This window comes from Streptomyces sp. NPDC057963, from assembly GCF_042887155.1.
In the GTDB taxonomy this organism is placed as follows: Bacteria; Actinomycetota; Actinomycetes; order Streptomycetales; family Streptomycetaceae; genus Streptomyces.
In genome coordinates, this window is sequence record NZ_JBHVPX010000004.1 from 242,217 (window position 1) to 256,969 (window position 14,753).

Consider the following 14,753-nt stretch of genomic DNA (forward strand, 5'->3'; position numbering starts at 1 on the left):
CTCGGGAGTGCGCACTCCCGAGGCCCCTCGCGTGTGATGTGCCGGCCGGTGGCCGGTGCGGGTCAGCCGATCGGCAGCCCCTTCGTGGGCAGCCCCTGGGTGGGCAGGCCGCCCTGGGTCGCGGCACCGGCGGCGCTGCCGAGGACCTCGCCCGCGCTGCCCGCGGCACCGCCGGCGGCGTTCTGCACGGCGGGGGCGGCCTGGGCACCGGCCTTGCCGACGGTCTTGCCCGCCGCCGGGAGGGTCGTCCCGACGATCTTGCCGCCGGTCTCGCCCGCCGCCTTGGTGCCCTGCTGCGACGCGCCGTCGACCGTCTTGCCGAGGCCGGCGCCGTCGACGGTGGTCAGACCGCCGAGCTCCGGGGTCTGCGGGAGCCCCGCGGCACCTGCGGCTCCGGCCGCACCGACCACGGGGGCCGCACCCGCGGCGATCAGCAGCGCGGCACGGGCGATCCGGCGGGTCAGGGGGAGGGACATGATGCTCCTTCGACGGAATGAGGAAAGTGACGAATCGGTCTGTCCGTTGATCGGACGCAATGACAACCGTCGTAAGGGCGGGGGAGGTTGCGGTGCACCGAGGTAAAGAGTCGGCAATGCGTCACATAATCCGCCATGGACGAACCCGGACGCACGACCCCTTCCCGAACAGTCCGATGAACCGTCACTTCTCTTCGCGCGCAGGGGAATTGGGGATCGGGGGACAGGCGACGGGAACCGCTGTGCGAGAGGATGTCCCGAGAGGCGCGGACCACGCCTCCGGGTGGCCTTCCGTACTACTGAACGACTGCCGCATGAGGTGGTGTGGAGCGGCTTTCGTGCGGGGCGGCTACCGAACGAGCCGCATGCGGACCTCGGCGGTGCCCGATTCCCCGTGCTCCGTCCGCCATCCCGACCCCGCCTTCCACACCCGGCCCGCATACGCGACCTCGTCCAGCCGGAGCGTCTCGGACTGTGCGACCGCCCAGTGTGCGAGCTCCCAGCCGCGCCGCGACGGGTCGTCGTCCCCGGCGGGGCGGGCCGCCCGCACCGGCACCGAGACGGTGCTCCCGACCCTCGCCGGCGGACCGGCCGCGCCCTTCCCGTCCGCCCGCGCCGACAGCTGCTCCGGCGGGAGCACGTCCTTGCCGAAGGCGCGCACCAGCTGCGTCCGCACCCGCGCCGCGTCGGCCTGCGCGGCCGTGGCCCGCGGCGGTGTGCAGGTCAGCGCGGCGGGCGTACGGCCGGTCAGCGCGGCCGCCAGCAACGCCGCGTCCGGCTCGTGCTTCGCGTACGCCTGCGGGAAGCCGCTGCGCTGGACCCGCTGCGCGGCGACCGTCAGCGGCAGCCGCGAATAGCCGGGGACCTCGGCCAGGTGCCGGTAGAACTCCCCGGCGGAGTAGACCGGGTCCAGGATCTGCTTCTCGGTGCCCCAGCCCTGCGAGGGGCGCTGCTGGAACAGCCCCAGCGAGTCCCGGTCGCCGTGATCGATGTTGCGCAGCCCCGACTCCTGCAACGCCGTCGCCAGCGCGATCGTCACCGCGCGCTCCGGCATCCCGCGCGAGGAGCCGACCGCGGAGATCGTCGCGGCGTTCGAGGCCTGCTCCGCGGTCAGCCAGTACGTACGGCTCTTGCCGGCCGAACCGTCGGCGGACTCCACGGTGCACCCTTCGGCGCCCTGGTTGCCCGATATGTACTGCACGGTCAGATAGCCGCCCAGCACGGCGAGGACGCCGAGGGCGGCCGTGGCACGGCGGAGGCGACTGCGGCCGGTGTTTCTGCGGGGGGAGACGGTCCGGGGCACGGGGCCACCGTACTGGAGTACAGGACCGGGCCGAGGGCCCAGTCCATCAGGTCCTGTTCCGTTCCCTTAGGGTCGGTTCCATGCCTGAAAGCACGCTTGACCTCACTCTGGACGGCCCCGCGCTCACCGCCCGGCTCGTCGACTTCCCGTCGGTCAGCGGGCAGGAGAAGGAGCTCGCCGACGCGATCGAGTCGGCGCTGCGCACCCTGCCGCACCTGACCGTCGACCGGCACGGGAACAACGTCGTCGCGCGGACGGACCTGGGCCGTGCCGAACGGGTCGTACTCGCCGGACACATCGACACCGTGCCGATCGCCGGCAATGTGCCGTCCCGGCTCGACGACGACGGCGTGCTGTGGGGCTGCGGCACCTCCGACATGAAGTCGGGTGTCGCCGTGCAGCTGAGGATCGCCGCGACCGTGCCCGAGCCCAACCGCGACCTCACCTTCGCCTTCTACGACAACGAAGAGGTCGCCGCGCATCTCAACGGGCTCGGCCACGTCGCCGCCGCCCACCCCGAATGGCTGACCGGCGACTTCGCGGTCCTCCTGGAGGGCTCCGACGCGCAGGTCGAGGGCGGCTGCCAGGGCACGCTGCGGGTCTTCCTCCGCACGGAGGGGGAGCGGGCCCACTCCGCGCGCGGCTGGATGGGGTCCAACGCCATCCACGCCGCCGCGCCGGTCCTGGCCCGCCTCGCCGCGTACGAACCGCGCCGCCCGGTCATCGACGGCCTCGAATACCGCGAGGGCCTGAACGCGGTACGGATCGAGGGCGGCGTCGCCAACAACGTCATCCCCGATGCCTGCACCGTCGTCGTCAACTTCCGGTACGCCCCCGACCGCACCGCCGAGGAGGCCCTGGCCCACGTCCACGAGGTCTTCGCGGACTGCGGCGTCGTCGAATTCACCGTCGACGACCACTCGGGCGCGGCCATGCCCGGCCTCTCCCACCCGGCGGCCAAGGCGTTCATGGCGGCGGTCGGAGGCACCGCCCGGCCCAAGTTCGGCTGGACCGACGTCTCCCGCTTCGGCTCCCTCGGCATTCCCGCGGTGAACTACGGACCCGGCGACCCGCTCTTCGCGCACAAGCGGGACGAGCACGTGGTGGTCGACCGGATCACCCACTGCGAGGAGCGGCTCCGCTCCTGGCTCACCAGCTGACCCACGGCATTCCCCTCGCCGTAACCTCGGTGGATCTACCCTGACCTGACACGGATGGTCATCGGTGATGGTCATCGATCGTCGTCGGAGGGAGCAGGTCATGGGCAACCCCGAGGGAGCGCAGGTCCCCGAGGAGCAGCGGCAGGGGCCGGTACTGCGCCGCAGGGACCAGGTACAGCCCGGCACCACCGACCAGCGGCTGCTGGACACCGAGGGCGACTCCGAGTGGGTGCACACCGACCCGTGGCGGGTGATGCGCATCCAGTCGGAGTTCGTCGAAGGGTTCGGCGCCCTCGCCGAGCTGCCGAGCGCCATCAGCGTCTTCGGCTCGGCCCGCACCCCGGTCGGCGGGCCGGACTACGAGGCGGGCGTACGGATCGGCAAGGCCCTGGTCGAGGCCGGCTTCGCGGTGATCACCGGAGGCGGCCCCGGAGCCATGGAGGCGGCGAACAAGGGGGCGCGGGAGGCGAAGGGCGTCTCGGTCGGCCTCGGCATCGAGCTGCCCTTCGAGTCCGGTCTCAACCCGCACGTCGACATCGGCGTCAACTTCCGCTATTTCTTCGTCCGCAAGACGATGTTCGTGAAGTACGCGCAGGGCTTCGTCGTCCTGCCGGGCGGCCTCGGCACCCTGGACGAGCTCTTCGAGGCCCTCACCCTCGTCCAGACGGGCAAGGTCACCCGCTTCCCGATCGTGCTGTTCGGCACCGCGTACTGGAGCGGGCTCGTGGACTGGCTGCGGGACACGGTGGTGGCACAGGGCAAGGCGTCCGAGGGCGACCTGCTCCTGTTCCACGTCACCGACGACGTGGACGAGGCGGTCAACCTCGTCACGAAGGAGGTCGGCCGGGTCGGCCACTGAGGGCTGTCCCGTAATCCCTGGCGTCCGCACGGACGGGCCGGCCCGCCGCGAACGGCGGCAGGATCAGGCCCGTCCGGCCGCCGGGGAGCGGGGCACGGCCCCGATCGTTCACGCCAGCCCGCGCCGCGCGACCGCCGGCTCCCGGTGCCCCGCGATGGACGCCACCATGTCCAGCACCTGCCGCGTCTCCGCCACCTCGTGCACCCGGTACACCCGCGCCCCCAGCCACGCCGACACGGCCGTCGTCGCCAGCGTCCCGATCACCCGTTCCTTCACCGGCCGGTCGAGCGTCTCCCCGACGAAGTCCTTGTTGGACAGTGATACGAGCACCGGCCACCCGGTCTCCGTCATCTCCTCCAGCCGGCGCGTCGCCTCCAGCGAGTGCCGGGTGTTCTTCCCGAAGTCGTGACCGGGGTCGATCATGATCCCGTCCGGCCGCACCCCGAGCCCGACCGCCCGCTCGGCCAGTCCGGCCGTCACCCGCAGGATGTCCGCCATCACGTCGTCGTACGCGATCCGGTGCGGCCGGGTCCGCGGTTCGGCGCCGCCCGCGTGCGTGCACACCAGGCCGGCCCCGTACCGCGCGGCGACCTCCGCGAGCTTCGGGTCGACGCCGCCCCACGCGTCGTTCAGCACGTCAGCGCCGGCCTCGCAGACCGCCTCGCCGACGTCGTGGCGCCAGGTGTCGACGCTGATCACCACGTCCGGGTGACGGCGCCGCACCTCCGCGACGAACCCCACCGTGCGACGGGCCTCCTCCTCGGCGGTCACCTCGGCACCCGGGCCCGCCTTCACCCCGCCGATGTCGACGATCGCCGCGCCGTCCGCCACCGCCTGCTCGACCCGGGCGAGCGCCGGTTCGTCCCGGAACGTCGCGCCCTGGTCGTAGAAGGAGTCCGGGGTACGGTTCACGATCGCCATGATCACCGGCTCGTGCGCACCGAATTCGCGCCGCCCCAGCCTGAGCGCACCGCTTCGCATCCCGTGTTTCTCCTCTGGTAGATCGCCCGTGGGTCGCCTGCGACCCTAACTGTCGGTGCCGCATGGCACGATCGGAGCCGGACAGGTTTCCGCTTCCGGGGAGATGCGCGTGTTCTGGTTCTTGCTGCTGGCGATGGTGGTGGTCGTGGCCGCGGTCACCCTCGCGGTGGTCGGCGGGGGGAAGAGTGCCGTCCTGCAGGACGTGGCGCCCGAGCAACTGACCGACCCGCTGCCCGAGACGCGTCCGGTCGGCCGCGCGGACGTCGAGGAGCTGCGGCTGCCGGTGGCCGCGCGCGGCTACCGCATGACGGATGTCGACGAGGTACTCGACCGGCTCGGTGCCGAGCTGGCCGAGCGGGACGCGCGGATCGCGGAGCTGGAGTCGGCGCTGGCCGGGGCGCAGGCGACCGCGGTCGGCGGCCCCGATCTCCTCAAGCGGCCGGAGGCCCGGCCGCAGCTGCCCCCGGAGCCGCCCGGGGACCGTCCGAGGGCGCCGTGGGAGGCGTCCTCTCAGGAGACCCGGACCGAACCCCGGCCGGATCCGGGGCAGCCTCCCCGACCCACCCAGCGACCCGGAGAGGAGCCCCGACGATGAGCGGCGGCGCGGAAACGGCCCCGGACGGCGGACTGCGTTGTCCCTGGGGGCTCTCCACCGAGGACTACCTCGCGTACCACGACACCGAATGGGGCAGGCCCGTCCACGGCGACGACGCCCTGTTCGAACGGCTCTGCCTGGAGGCGTTCCAGTCGGGCCTCTCCTGGCTGACGATCCTGCGCCGCCGCGAGGGCTTCCGCTCCGCCTTCGCCGGGTTCAAGATCCCCGCCGTGGCGGAGTTCACCGACGCCGACAAGGAGCGGCTCCTCGCCGACGTCGGCATCATCCGCAACCGGGCGAAGATCGAGGCGACCCTCGCCAACGCCAAGGTGCTGGCCGACTGGAGCCCCGGCGAGCTGGACGAGCTGATCTGGTCCCACGCCCCCGACCCGGCCGGCCGCCCGGCCCCGTGCACCGTCGCGGACGTGCCCGCGGTCACCCCGGAGTCCGCGGCACTGGCCAAGGACCTCAAGAAGCGCGGGCTGCGGTTCGTCGGACCGACGACGGCCTACGCCCTGATGCAGGCCTGCGGGCTGGTCGACGACCATCTGGCCGACTGCGTGGCGCGCGGCACCGGGGCGTAGACCCGGGGGACGGCTACCGCCCGAGGTACTTCGGCCTCTCCTTGTCCAGGAACGCCTGCACCGCGATCGTGTGGTCCTCGGACGCGCCCGCCTTCGTCTGGAGTTCGTCCTCCTTCTCCAGCGCCTCGCTCAGCGTGTGGGCGGCGCCGTAGGCCAGGGACTCCTTGAGCGAGGCGTACGCCACCGTGGGACCGGACGCCAGGGCGCGGGCCACGGCGGCGGCCTCGGCGGCCAGGTCGGCTGCGGGCACCAGCTTGTTCACGATGCCCAGCTCGTGGGCGTCCTGCGCGGAGACCGAACGCGGGAAGAGCAGCAGGTCGGCGGCGCGGCTCCGGCCGATCAGACGGGGCAGCGTCCAGGAGACGCCCGAGTCGGCCGTCAGGGCGACTCCGGCGAAGGACGTGTTGAACGAGGCGGTGTCGGCGACCACCCGGTAGTCGCAGGCCAGCGCGAACCCGAAACCGGCGCCGGCCGCGACCCCGTTCACCCCGGCCACGACCGGCTTGGGCATCCCGGTGAGGGCCCGCACGATCGGGTTGTAGTGCTCCTTCACGGTGCTCAGCGCATTGCCGCCACCGGACTCACGGGCCTCGTCGAGCTTGCCGACGTGCTCCTTCAGATCCTGGCCGACGCAGAAGGCACGCCCGGTCGCGGTGAGCAGGACGGCCCGTACGGCGGTGTCGGCCGCCGCGGACTCCAGCGCCTCCCGGAGCGCCACCTTGACCGCGGTGTTCAGGGCGTTCATCGCGTCGGGACGGTTGATCGTGATCGTTGCGAGCCCGTCGCTCACGTCGTAGAGCACGCTGTCCGCCAACTGGTCGGCCATTTCGCTGTCCCCTCTGCACCTCGGGCAATGCCTGTCCAGGCAAGCATGGCCGACCCGGGGCGGAGACAACATGTGACCTGCGTCTAACAATTGCGCTCCGTTGGAGGGGGGAAGAGGGCGGAGTATCGCAGCTGGATCGCCGAATTGGGTGGTTTTGAGAGAGCGCGTTGCGCAAGCGATGCAGACCGATGTTGGTCATCGGGGTCTGTGATGCGGGATAATGGCCTGGAAGCAATGTGTTCGATGCCGGTGACACAGCGCCTGTCATGGGGCCGCCGGTTGCGATGAGCTGGTTTCAGGAAGGGGAACGAGCATGGCGGCCATGAAGCCGCGGACGGGCGACGGCCCGCTCGAGGTGACAAAGGAGGGGCGGGGCATCGTCATGCGCGTTCCGCTCGAAGGCGGCGGTCGGCTTGTCGTGGAGCTGACTCCGGACGAGGCCGATGCCCTCGGCGATGCCCTCAAGAAGGTCGTCGGCTGAGCAGAGGCGCCCACACTTCTTCGCTGCCCCGGCACGGTACCCGTGCCGGGGCAGCGACGCGTCCGCCACCGGTGCGCCGACGGAACCGGGCCCGCGGACCGAGTCGGCCGGGTGTTTCGGACGCCGCGGCGGCAGGACCTGCCCCGTCCGGCGGCCGAGGGCATCCGCGACCGCCGGACGGGGCAGGTCCTTGCCCCCGTCCCCGCACCCGGGGGTGTCAGCCCCTCCGCACCGCGCAGAGCAAGCCGTCGCCCACCGGCAGCAGCGTCGCCATCAGCTCCTGGCTCTCGCGTACCGCCCGCAGCAGCTCCCGCAGCCGCAGCACCTCCGCGGGCTGCGCCGCGGAGTCGATCGTCCGGCCGTCCGCGAAGACGCCCTCGAAGCAGACCAGACCGCCCGGCCGCAGCAGGCGCAACGATTCAGCGAGGCAGTCCAGGCTCTCCAGCCGGTCGCCGTCGCAGAACACGAGGTCGTATCCGCCGTCGGCGAGCCGCGGCAGCACGTCCAGGGCGCGGCCGGGAATGAAGCGGGCCCGATTGGCGGCGTACCCCGCGGCCCGGAACGCCTCCCGGGCGAACTGCTGGCGCTCGGGCTCGGGGTCGACCGTGGTCAGCACTCCGTCGGGCCGCATGCCGTGCAGTAGATAGAGCCCGGACACGCCGGTCCCGGTGCCGATTTCGGCCACCGCTTTGGCGTCCGTCGTGGCAGCGAGCAAGCGCAGCGCGGCGCCAGTACCTGGCGACACCGGGCGGAGCCCTGCCTCCCGGGCCCGGTCCCGGGCCCAGTGCAATGCTTCGTCCTCGGCGACAAAGGCGTCGGCGAACGCCCAGCTCGTCTGCCGGTTGGCGGTAATGACCCTCTCCTGTCCCCGTAGTTGGCGCAACGGTGACTGTATCCGCTGCACCCGGGAACCCGCAGATGGGACCGGGCGTTATCCAAGGGCAGGGGAAAGCGCATGGAATCGGCCCGCGGATCGGGTCCGGAAGCCATGGGCCGGCTGTTCCCGGGGTGATCCCCGGCCCCAGCAGGAAAAAGGCTTATCCGGAGCTAACGGGCGAGGTGGCTATGGTAGGGGCTCCACTGGACACCACCAGAGCCGATAGGGGAGGTGCGGCTGCGCCTGTGGATCGGAGAGGAGTGCTGCGGCGCTTTCTCAGGTCGGCGGGTGAGCCGAAATCCGTGACCAACTTCGCTGACCGTTCTTCCAACGTCTCCGCACCGACCGCGACCTTCGCCTCAGACGCGGACTCCCAGGCGTGGACGCCGCCCTCATGGGAAGAGATCGTCAGCACGCACAGCGGCCGTGTGTACCGCCTCGCCTACCGGCTGACGGGCAACCAGCACGATGCGGAGGACCTCACCCAAGAGGTCTTCGTGCGTGTGTTCCGGTCGCTGTCGACCTATACGCCGGGCACCTTCGAGGGCTGGCTGCACCGCATCACGACCAACCTGTTCCTGGACATGGTCCGTCGTAAGCAGCGGATCCGCTTCGACTCCCTCGGCGACGACGCCGCCGAGCGGCTGCCGAGCCGTGAGCCGTCCCCGCAGCAGGCCTTCAACGACACGCATTTCGACGCGGACGTGCAGCAGGCGCTGGACACTCTCGCGCCGGAATTCCGCGCCGCCGTCGTGCTCTGTGACATCGAGGGCCTCTCGTACGAGGAGATCGCCGCGACGCTGGGCGTGAAGCTCGGCACCGTGCGCAGCCGTATCCACCGCGGTCGCTCGCACCTGCGCAAGGCGCTCAAGCACCGTTCGCCCGAGGCCCGTGCCGAGCAGCGCTCGCTGGCGGGCGCGATCCTGGCAGGGGAGGGCGGAACGGCGTGAGTGGCACAGGCCCGACCCCTGCGGAACAGCACCTGGGAGACCGGCTCGCCGCGCTTGTCGACGGCGAGCTGAAACACGACGCTCGCGAACGGGTCCTCGCCCATCTCGCGACCTGCGCCAAGTGCAAGGCCGAGGCCGCGGCCCAGCGACGCCTGAAGAGCGTCTTCGCGCAGTCCGCCCCGCCTTCGCCGTCCGAGGGGTTCCTCGCCCGGTTGCAGGGCCTTCCCGGGGGACCGGGGGGTGACGACGACAGCCAGGAAAGACCATTCGGCGGCTCCGGGCGCTTCGCGGACGGGTTCTTCCCCGTGATCCAGCAGTCCGGCAGCCGCACCGATCCGCCGGGGAATTCACCCCTGGGAGGCTTCGGCTTCTTCCCGGCTCCGCACGGCTCGACCGCGATTCTGCCGGGCGGGTCGTCCTCCCGTTCGGGCTTCCGGATCCATGAGGTGGGCCGTGAGCCGGACCGGTCGCCGTGGCGCGGCCGGAGATTCGCCTTCGCGGCGGCCAGCGCCGTGTCGCTGGCGGCCATCGCCCTGGGCGGTGCCCTGCCCACGGGCGCGGGTCCCAACGCCCCGGCACGGGCGGCGGGCGCAGGCAACACGGTGACTCCGCTGGATGCCGCTTCCCGCAGCGAGGGCGGCAGCTCGGTGAGCCGCCGCAGTGGTGGCGGCCAGGGCGCGCTGTCCGGAACCGAGGCGGGCGACCGCTCGACCGCCGACGCCGCCCCGCTTCCCCGGCCGGACTTCACACCGGCGGTGGTTTCCACCGGTCCCGCACTGCTCTCCTCCGGAGACTTCTCTTCCGGGAACCTCGCGTCCGGGACCCTGGCGTCCGGAACGCTCGGGGGGAACACCTTCGCCGTTCAGGGGCTGACCAATGTGTCCGCGCCCCCTCTGATACGCCCGACCGGTACCACCCCGCTCTTCGCGCGGGTGCTCGGGCGGCTCGCCCCCCAGCCCCCGGCCCCCTCGGTGTCGCCGTCCTGGACGCCTCCGTCGGCCTCGGCCCTCCCCACCCCCGCCGATCGCGGTCTGCCGCTTTCCTCCCGGCGCTGACCGGGGTCTGCGCAGGTATTCGCAAACCTGGTTGAATTCCGGGAGCAGTTCCGGGAGGGACGCCCCCAAGGGGGCGTGCAGAGGCCAGTTGCGGCAGTTGCGGGGAGAACATGGAAGACGGGAAGCCCACCGGGCCGAAGGCGAAATGGTGGAGCCGGCCCGAGCCGGGACGCACCACCCGCACAGCGCCGGACGAGCCGTCCCCCGCCGAGGACACGGCGCCCACGGCCGGTACGGCGGATGCGACGGCCGTCATGGGCACCAGGGACGCGACGGCCGCGGATGCGGTGGACGCGACGGGTGCGACGGAGGCGGGCGTACACCCGGCCGGCACTCCGACCGGGACACCGGCGCCCGAGCCGGTGTCGCCGCCCGCGCCCGAGCCCGTGGCGCCCGTACCGGCCGCGCGGCCCATGGCGCCGCTGCACCAGCCCGACGAGTACAGCACCCCGCCCTACGGCGGCCCCGGCCCCTGGGCGCCCGCACCCCCCGTGCAGCGGCCGGTCCCGACCCCCGCGCACGGCACCCCCGTCCCCGCGCAGTACGCCGGAACGAACGGCGCGGGCCTCCCCGCGGCACCGACCCACCCCACGGCACCGCCCGTCCCCGCCGCACCGACCCACCCCGCCGCTCCCGGCTTCACGCCCCCGCCCCCGCCCCCGCTGCCGGAGCAGCCGCAGGCCCAGCCGACGCAGTGGCTCCAGTACGACCCCTGGGGCGCGCCCCGGCAGCCGCTGACCAACCCGGGTCCGCCCCTCGGCGCCGACGGCGGCCGCAAGAAGAACCGCCGCGGCTCCCTCCTCGTGGGCGCGGTACTGCTCGCCCTGGTGGCGGGCGGCATCGGCGGCGGCATCGGCGCCTACGTCGAGCGCAACGGCGGCCTCACCCAGGTCGAGCTTCCGCAGGCCGGCCACAACAGCGGCGGCCGCGCCCCCGACAGCGTCGCGGGAATCGCCGCCAGCGCACTGCCCAGCGTGGTCACCCTCCATGTCAGCGGCACGACCGAATCCGGCACCGGTACCGGCTTCGTGCTCGACAACTCCGGTCACATCCTCACCAACAACCATGTCGTCGCCCCGGCCGGGTCCGGTGGCGAGATCACCGTGACGTTCAGCGGCGGCGAGACCGCGCGCGCCGAGGTCGTCGGCAAGGACAGCGGCTACGACCTGGCCGTGGTCAAGGTCAGAGGCGTCTCCGGCCTCAAGCCGCTGCCGCTGGGCAACTCCGACAACGTGCAGGTCGGCGACCCCGTGGTGGCCATCGGGGCCCCCTTCGACCTGTCCAACACCGTGACCTCCGGCATCATCAGCGCCAAGGACCGGCCGATCACCGCGGGCGGCGAGAAGGGCGACGGCAGCGACGTCAGCTACGTCGACGCGCTGCAGACCGATGCCCCGATCAACCCGGGCAATTCCGGTGGTCCGCTCGTCGACACCGATGCCCATGTCATAGGCATCAACAGCGCCATCCGTGCCGCCGACAGCGATTCGAGCGCCGAGGGAGGGCAGTCCGGTTCCATCGGACTCGGCTTCGCCATCCCGATCAACCAGGGCAAGCGGGTCGCCGAGGAGCTGATCAACACCGGAAAGGCCACTCACCCGGTGATCGGCGTCACATTGGACATGAAGTACACGGGGGACGGCGCCAAGGTCGGCGCGAAGGGGTCGGCCGGCAAGCCCGCGGTGACACCCGACGGGCCCGGGGCCAAGGCCGGGATCAAGCCGGGGGACGTCATCACCGAGGTCGACGGCCGGCGGGTGCACAGCGGCGAGGAGCTGATCGTGAAGATCCGCGCGCACCGGCCCGGCGACCGTTTGGACCTCGGCCTGACCCGAGGTGGTAAAGACCTGTCCATCTCTTTGACCCTTGGTTCGGCAACCGGCACGTGACGGCGGCGGGACGCTACCGCGCGGACAGATTCGGCGGGTACCGTGGGCCGGGTCCGGACCTCGACCGACACGGTCTCGGAGAACACGAGGAGCAACAGGGTGTTCAATGACATAGGCGTACTCGAGCTGGCGACGCTCGCGATCCTGGGCGTGCTGATCTTCGGCCCGGACAAGCTGCCCAAGGTCATCCAGGACGCCTCGCGCTTCATCCGCAAGGTCCGTGAGTTCTCGGAGAGCGCCAAGGAGGACATCCGCACGGAGCTCGGCCCGGAGTTCAAGGACTTCGAGTTCGAGGACCTCAACCCCAAGACGTTCGTCCGCAAGCAGCTCATGGACGGCAACGACGATCTGGGGCTGAAGGAGATCCGCGAGAGCTTCGACCTCCGCAAGGATCTGGCCGAGGTCACCGACGCGGTGAACGGACGGGAGAGCGCGGCCGTGGAGTCCGTGGAGTCCGCGGACTCCCGCGGCGGCGTGTCGAGCGGCTCGGCGATCACCGCGGCCAACGGTTCCGGCGGTACTCCGGACCTGCTCAAGAAGCGTGCACAGCCCGCGAAGGACGACCACCCCCCGTTCGACGCCGACGCCACCTGACGGTGGTCAATCCCGGGTCGTCCGGAGGGTATGGCTATTCTCCATCTGTCCGGTTGTGAGGACGCCCGTGGGGGGCGGGCCGCTCCGGACCCAACGGATCGAGGAGGCGGGCCGCGCAGATGGAGACGACCAGTCGGGTGGGCGCGGAAGGCGTGCCGGGCACAGCCGGCACGGAGGAGGTGCCGGCGGCCCGGCGTATTGTCGACGGATATCTGGCAGCTCCGTTTCCCTGGTACGCGCTGGACGAGGCCTTCACCGGGCCCCGTTGGCTGATGCAGGTGGGCACCGCCGCGGACGGCACGGTGCAGCACGGTTCGCTCGGGCACGGTGACGAACCGTCGATGCGGACCGACGCCGGTGCCGAGAAACAACGATTCGCCGCCGTCGTGACGGTGGCCAGCAGTCCCGTGCGGGGCAGCGGTGACGGTACGGGGGTGCTGGACGCGACCTCGGTCTCCTCCGCGGCCTGGCTGGCCGGGTCCGGACTGCTCGCCTGCACATGGCCTCCGCAGCTGGACCATTCGCTGCGCGACGACTGGCTGGACCAGCAGACGGAGACGGCGTTCGAACTCGCCGACGACCTGGACGGCTCCGCGTGGTCGGTGCTGTCACTTCCGGTGGACGGCGCCCCCGTGCCGTTCCACTACCGCGAGTCCGAGTTCGGCTGGGTGCTGGCGGGTTCGGCACACGGCGGGGTGCACATCGGGGCGTACGGGCGGGGGATGAGCGCGTACGGGCTGGGGTTCTCGGTGGTCGGCGACATCACGACGTACGCGTAGCGGCGCAAGGGTGACCGGCCGCCCCTCGAACGCCGGACGGGCCTGGTCTGCCAGGCCCGTCCGGCGTTCGAGGGGGCCCGTCCGCGAGAGAACCGGGGCCGGCCCCCGCCGCCTCAGAACTTGTTGCGCGGGGTGATCCCCAGCGACATGCCCGACAGGCCGCGCTGACGGCCCCCCAGCTTGTCCGCGATGGTGCGCAGCGCCTTGCCGGCCGGGGAGTCGGGGTCGGAGAGCACGACCGGCTTGCCCTCGTCGCCGCCCTCGCGCAGCCGTACGTCGATCGGGATGGAGCCGAGCACCGGCACCTCCGCGCCGACGGTCCTCGTCAGGCCCTCGGCGACCCTCCGGCCACCCCCGGTGCCGAACACATCGACCATCTCGTCGCAGTGCGGGCACGGCAGGCCCGACATGTTCTCGACGACACCGACGATCTTCTGGTGGGTCTGCACGGCGATCGAGCCGGCCCGCTCGGCCACCTCGGCCGCCGCCTGCTGCGGGGTCGTGACGACCAGGATCTCGGCGTTCGGCACGAGCTGTGCCACCGAGATCGCGATGTCACCGGTGCCCGGCGGCAGGTCGAGCAGCAGGACGTCCAGGTCGCCCCAGTACACATCGGCGAGGAACTGCTGGAGCGCCCGGTGCAGCATCGGCCCGCGCCACACCACCGGGGCGTTGCCCGGGGTGAACATGCCGATGGAGATGACCTTCACGCCGTGCGCCGACGGCGGCATGATCATGTTCTCGACCTGGGTCGGCTTGCCGTCGGCGCCGAGCATCCGGGGCACGCTGTGCCCGTAGATGTCCGCGTCCACGACGCCGACCTTGAGGCCGTCGGCCGCCATCGCGGCCGCCAGGTTCACCGTGACCGACGACTTGCCGACGCCGCCCTTGCCGGACGCGACCGCGTAGACCCGGGTCAGCGAGCCCGGCTTTGCGAACGGGACCTCGCGTTCCGCCGTGCCGCCGCGCAGCGAGGAAGCGAGCTCCTTGCGCTGTTCGTCGCTCATCACGTCGAGCGTCACGTCGACGCGGGTGACGCCCTCGACCTCTGCCACCGCGTCGGTGACGTTCTTGGTGATCGTCTCGCGCATCGGGCAGCCGGAGACGGTGAGAAAGACCGTGACAGCGACTGCACCGTCAGCGTCGATCTCGACCGACTTCACCATGCCGAGCTCGGTGATCGGACGGTGGATCTCCGGGTCGTTCACTGTCGCCAGTGCCTCAAGCACCGCGTCTTCCGTAGCCATACTGTCGATAGTACGGGTGCGCGCGGCGCTCCTGGCAAGGGTGGTGGTGGGCGGCGGGAGGGGGTGCCGCGCTGGTTGCTACGCGCGAGTAGCCCCG

Annotated in this window: 16 protein-coding genes; 10 read left to right on the forward strand and 6 right to left on the reverse strand. The window is 71.9% G+C overall.

The window, feature by feature from the left end; all coding sequences use genetic code 11:
* Positions 1-62: 62 nt before the first annotated feature.
* Together ACFVT1_RS11370 and ACFVT1_RS11375 are read right to left on the reverse strand one after the other, a co-directional pair.
* A complete protein-coding gene (locus tag ACFVT1_RS11370) occupies positions 63-476 on the reverse strand; it encodes an ATP-binding protein (RefSeq protein ID WP_389794289.1) in 414 nt (137 codons plus the stop codon).
* 349 nt (positions 477-825) lie between these two features.
* Positions 826-1,779, reverse strand: coding sequence for a hypothetical protein (locus ACFVT1_RS11375; protein WP_389794290.1), 954 nt, complete (start codon positions 1,777-1,779; stop codon positions 826-828).
* Positions 1,780-1,859: 80 nt separating this feature from the next.
* Between ACFVT1_RS11375 and dapE the strand changes: the two genes are divergently transcribed.
* Entirely contained in the window at positions 1,860-2,939 is a 1,080-nt protein-coding gene (gene dapE / locus ACFVT1_RS11380; protein ID WP_389794291.1) for a succinyl-diaminopimelate desuccinylase, read from the forward strand.
* Positions 2,940-3,039: 100 nt separating this feature from the next.
* The gene (locus ACFVT1_RS11385) at positions 3,040-3,798 is read left to right on the forward strand and encodes a TIGR00730 family Rossman fold protein (RefSeq protein WP_389794292.1); all 759 of its coding nucleotides are present in this window, start codon (positions 3,040-3,042) and stop codon (positions 3,796-3,798) included.
* A gap of 108 nt (positions 3,799-3,906) precedes the next feature.
* Here ACFVT1_RS11385 and folP read toward each other — a convergent pair whose 3' ends face one another.
* Positions 3,907-4,779, reverse strand: a complete 873-nt coding sequence (gene folP / locus ACFVT1_RS11390) for a dihydropteroate synthase (RefSeq protein ID WP_389794293.1) — start codon at positions 4,777-4,779, stop codon at positions 3,907-3,909.
* Positions 4,780-4,888: 109 nt separating this feature from the next.
* Here folP and ACFVT1_RS11395 point away from each other — a divergent pair, with 109 nt between their 5' ends.
* The gene (locus ACFVT1_RS11395) at positions 4,889-5,374 is read left to right on the forward strand and encodes a DivIVA domain-containing protein (protein ID WP_389794294.1); all 486 of its coding nucleotides are present in this window, start codon (positions 4,889-4,891) and stop codon (positions 5,372-5,374) included.
* A complete protein-coding gene (locus ACFVT1_RS11400; RefSeq protein ID WP_389794295.1) occupies positions 5,371-5,958 on the forward strand; it encodes a DNA-3-methyladenine glycosylase I in 588 nt (195 codons plus the stop codon). The genes ACFVT1_RS11395 and ACFVT1_RS11400 overlap by 4 nt, the downstream gene beginning before the upstream one ends.
* Before the next feature lie 13 nt (positions 5,959-5,971).
* On the opposite strand, the gene ACFVT1_RS11405 is transcribed toward ACFVT1_RS11400, so the two are convergent.
* Positions 5,972-6,784: an enoyl-CoA hydratase/isomerase family protein gene (locus ACFVT1_RS11405; RefSeq protein ID WP_389794296.1), complete on the reverse strand. Its 813-nt coding sequence runs from the start codon at positions 6,782-6,784 to the stop codon at positions 5,972-5,974.
* A gap of 313 nt (positions 6,785-7,097) precedes the next feature.
* Here ACFVT1_RS11405 and ACFVT1_RS11410 point away from each other — a divergent pair, with 313 nt between their 5' ends.
* Entirely contained in the window at positions 7,098-7,265 is a 168-nt protein-coding gene (locus ACFVT1_RS11410) for a DUF3117 domain-containing protein (protein WP_003966491.1), read from the forward strand.
* Positions 7,266-7,482: 217 nt separating this feature from the next.
* On the opposite strand, the gene ACFVT1_RS11415 is transcribed toward ACFVT1_RS11410, so the two are convergent.
* Positions 7,483-8,148, reverse strand: coding sequence for an O-methyltransferase (locus ACFVT1_RS11415; protein ID WP_389794297.1), 666 nt, complete (start codon positions 8,146-8,148; stop codon positions 7,483-7,485).
* Between the two features lie 182 nt (positions 8,149-8,330).
* Between ACFVT1_RS11415 and sigE the strand changes: the two genes are divergently transcribed.
* The 5 genes from sigE to ACFVT1_RS11440 all read left to right on the forward strand — a co-directional run bounded on the left by sigE (position 8,331) and on the right by ACFVT1_RS11440 (position 13,409).
* The gene (gene sigE / locus ACFVT1_RS11420; RefSeq protein ID WP_389794298.1) at positions 8,331-9,092 is read left to right on the forward strand and encodes an RNA polymerase sigma factor SigE; all 762 of its coding nucleotides are present in this window, start codon (positions 8,331-8,333) and stop codon (positions 9,090-9,092) included.
* Positions 9,089-10,147 (forward strand): zf-HC2 domain-containing protein, encoded by a 1,059-nt coding sequence (locus ACFVT1_RS11425; protein WP_389794299.1) that lies wholly within the window; start codon positions 9,089-9,091, stop codon positions 10,145-10,147. The genes sigE and ACFVT1_RS11425 overlap by 4 nt, the downstream gene beginning before the upstream one ends.
* A 110-nt stretch (positions 10,148-10,257) precedes the next feature.
* Positions 10,258-12,036: a S1C family serine protease gene (locus ACFVT1_RS11430; RefSeq protein ID WP_389794300.1), complete on the forward strand. Its 1,779-nt coding sequence runs from the start codon at positions 10,258-10,260 to the stop codon at positions 12,034-12,036.
* A 99-nt stretch (positions 12,037-12,135) separates the two neighbouring features.
* On the forward strand, positions 12,136-12,630 hold the full coding sequence (locus ACFVT1_RS11435) for a sec-independent translocase (protein WP_389794301.1): 495 nt from the start codon (positions 12,136-12,138) through the stop codon (positions 12,628-12,630).
* Positions 12,631-12,749: 119 nt separating this feature from the next.
* Positions 12,750-13,409, forward strand: a complete 660-nt coding sequence (locus tag ACFVT1_RS11440) for a hypothetical protein (protein WP_389794302.1) — start codon at positions 12,750-12,752, stop codon at positions 13,407-13,409.
* A gap of 113 nt (positions 13,410-13,522) precedes the next feature.
* Here ACFVT1_RS11440 and ACFVT1_RS11445 read toward each other — a convergent pair whose 3' ends face one another.
* Positions 13,523-14,656: an Mrp/NBP35 family ATP-binding protein gene (locus ACFVT1_RS11445; RefSeq protein ID WP_389794303.1), complete on the reverse strand. Its 1,134-nt coding sequence runs from the start codon at positions 14,654-14,656 to the stop codon at positions 13,523-13,525.
* Positions 14,657-14,753 lie beyond the last annotated feature (97 nt).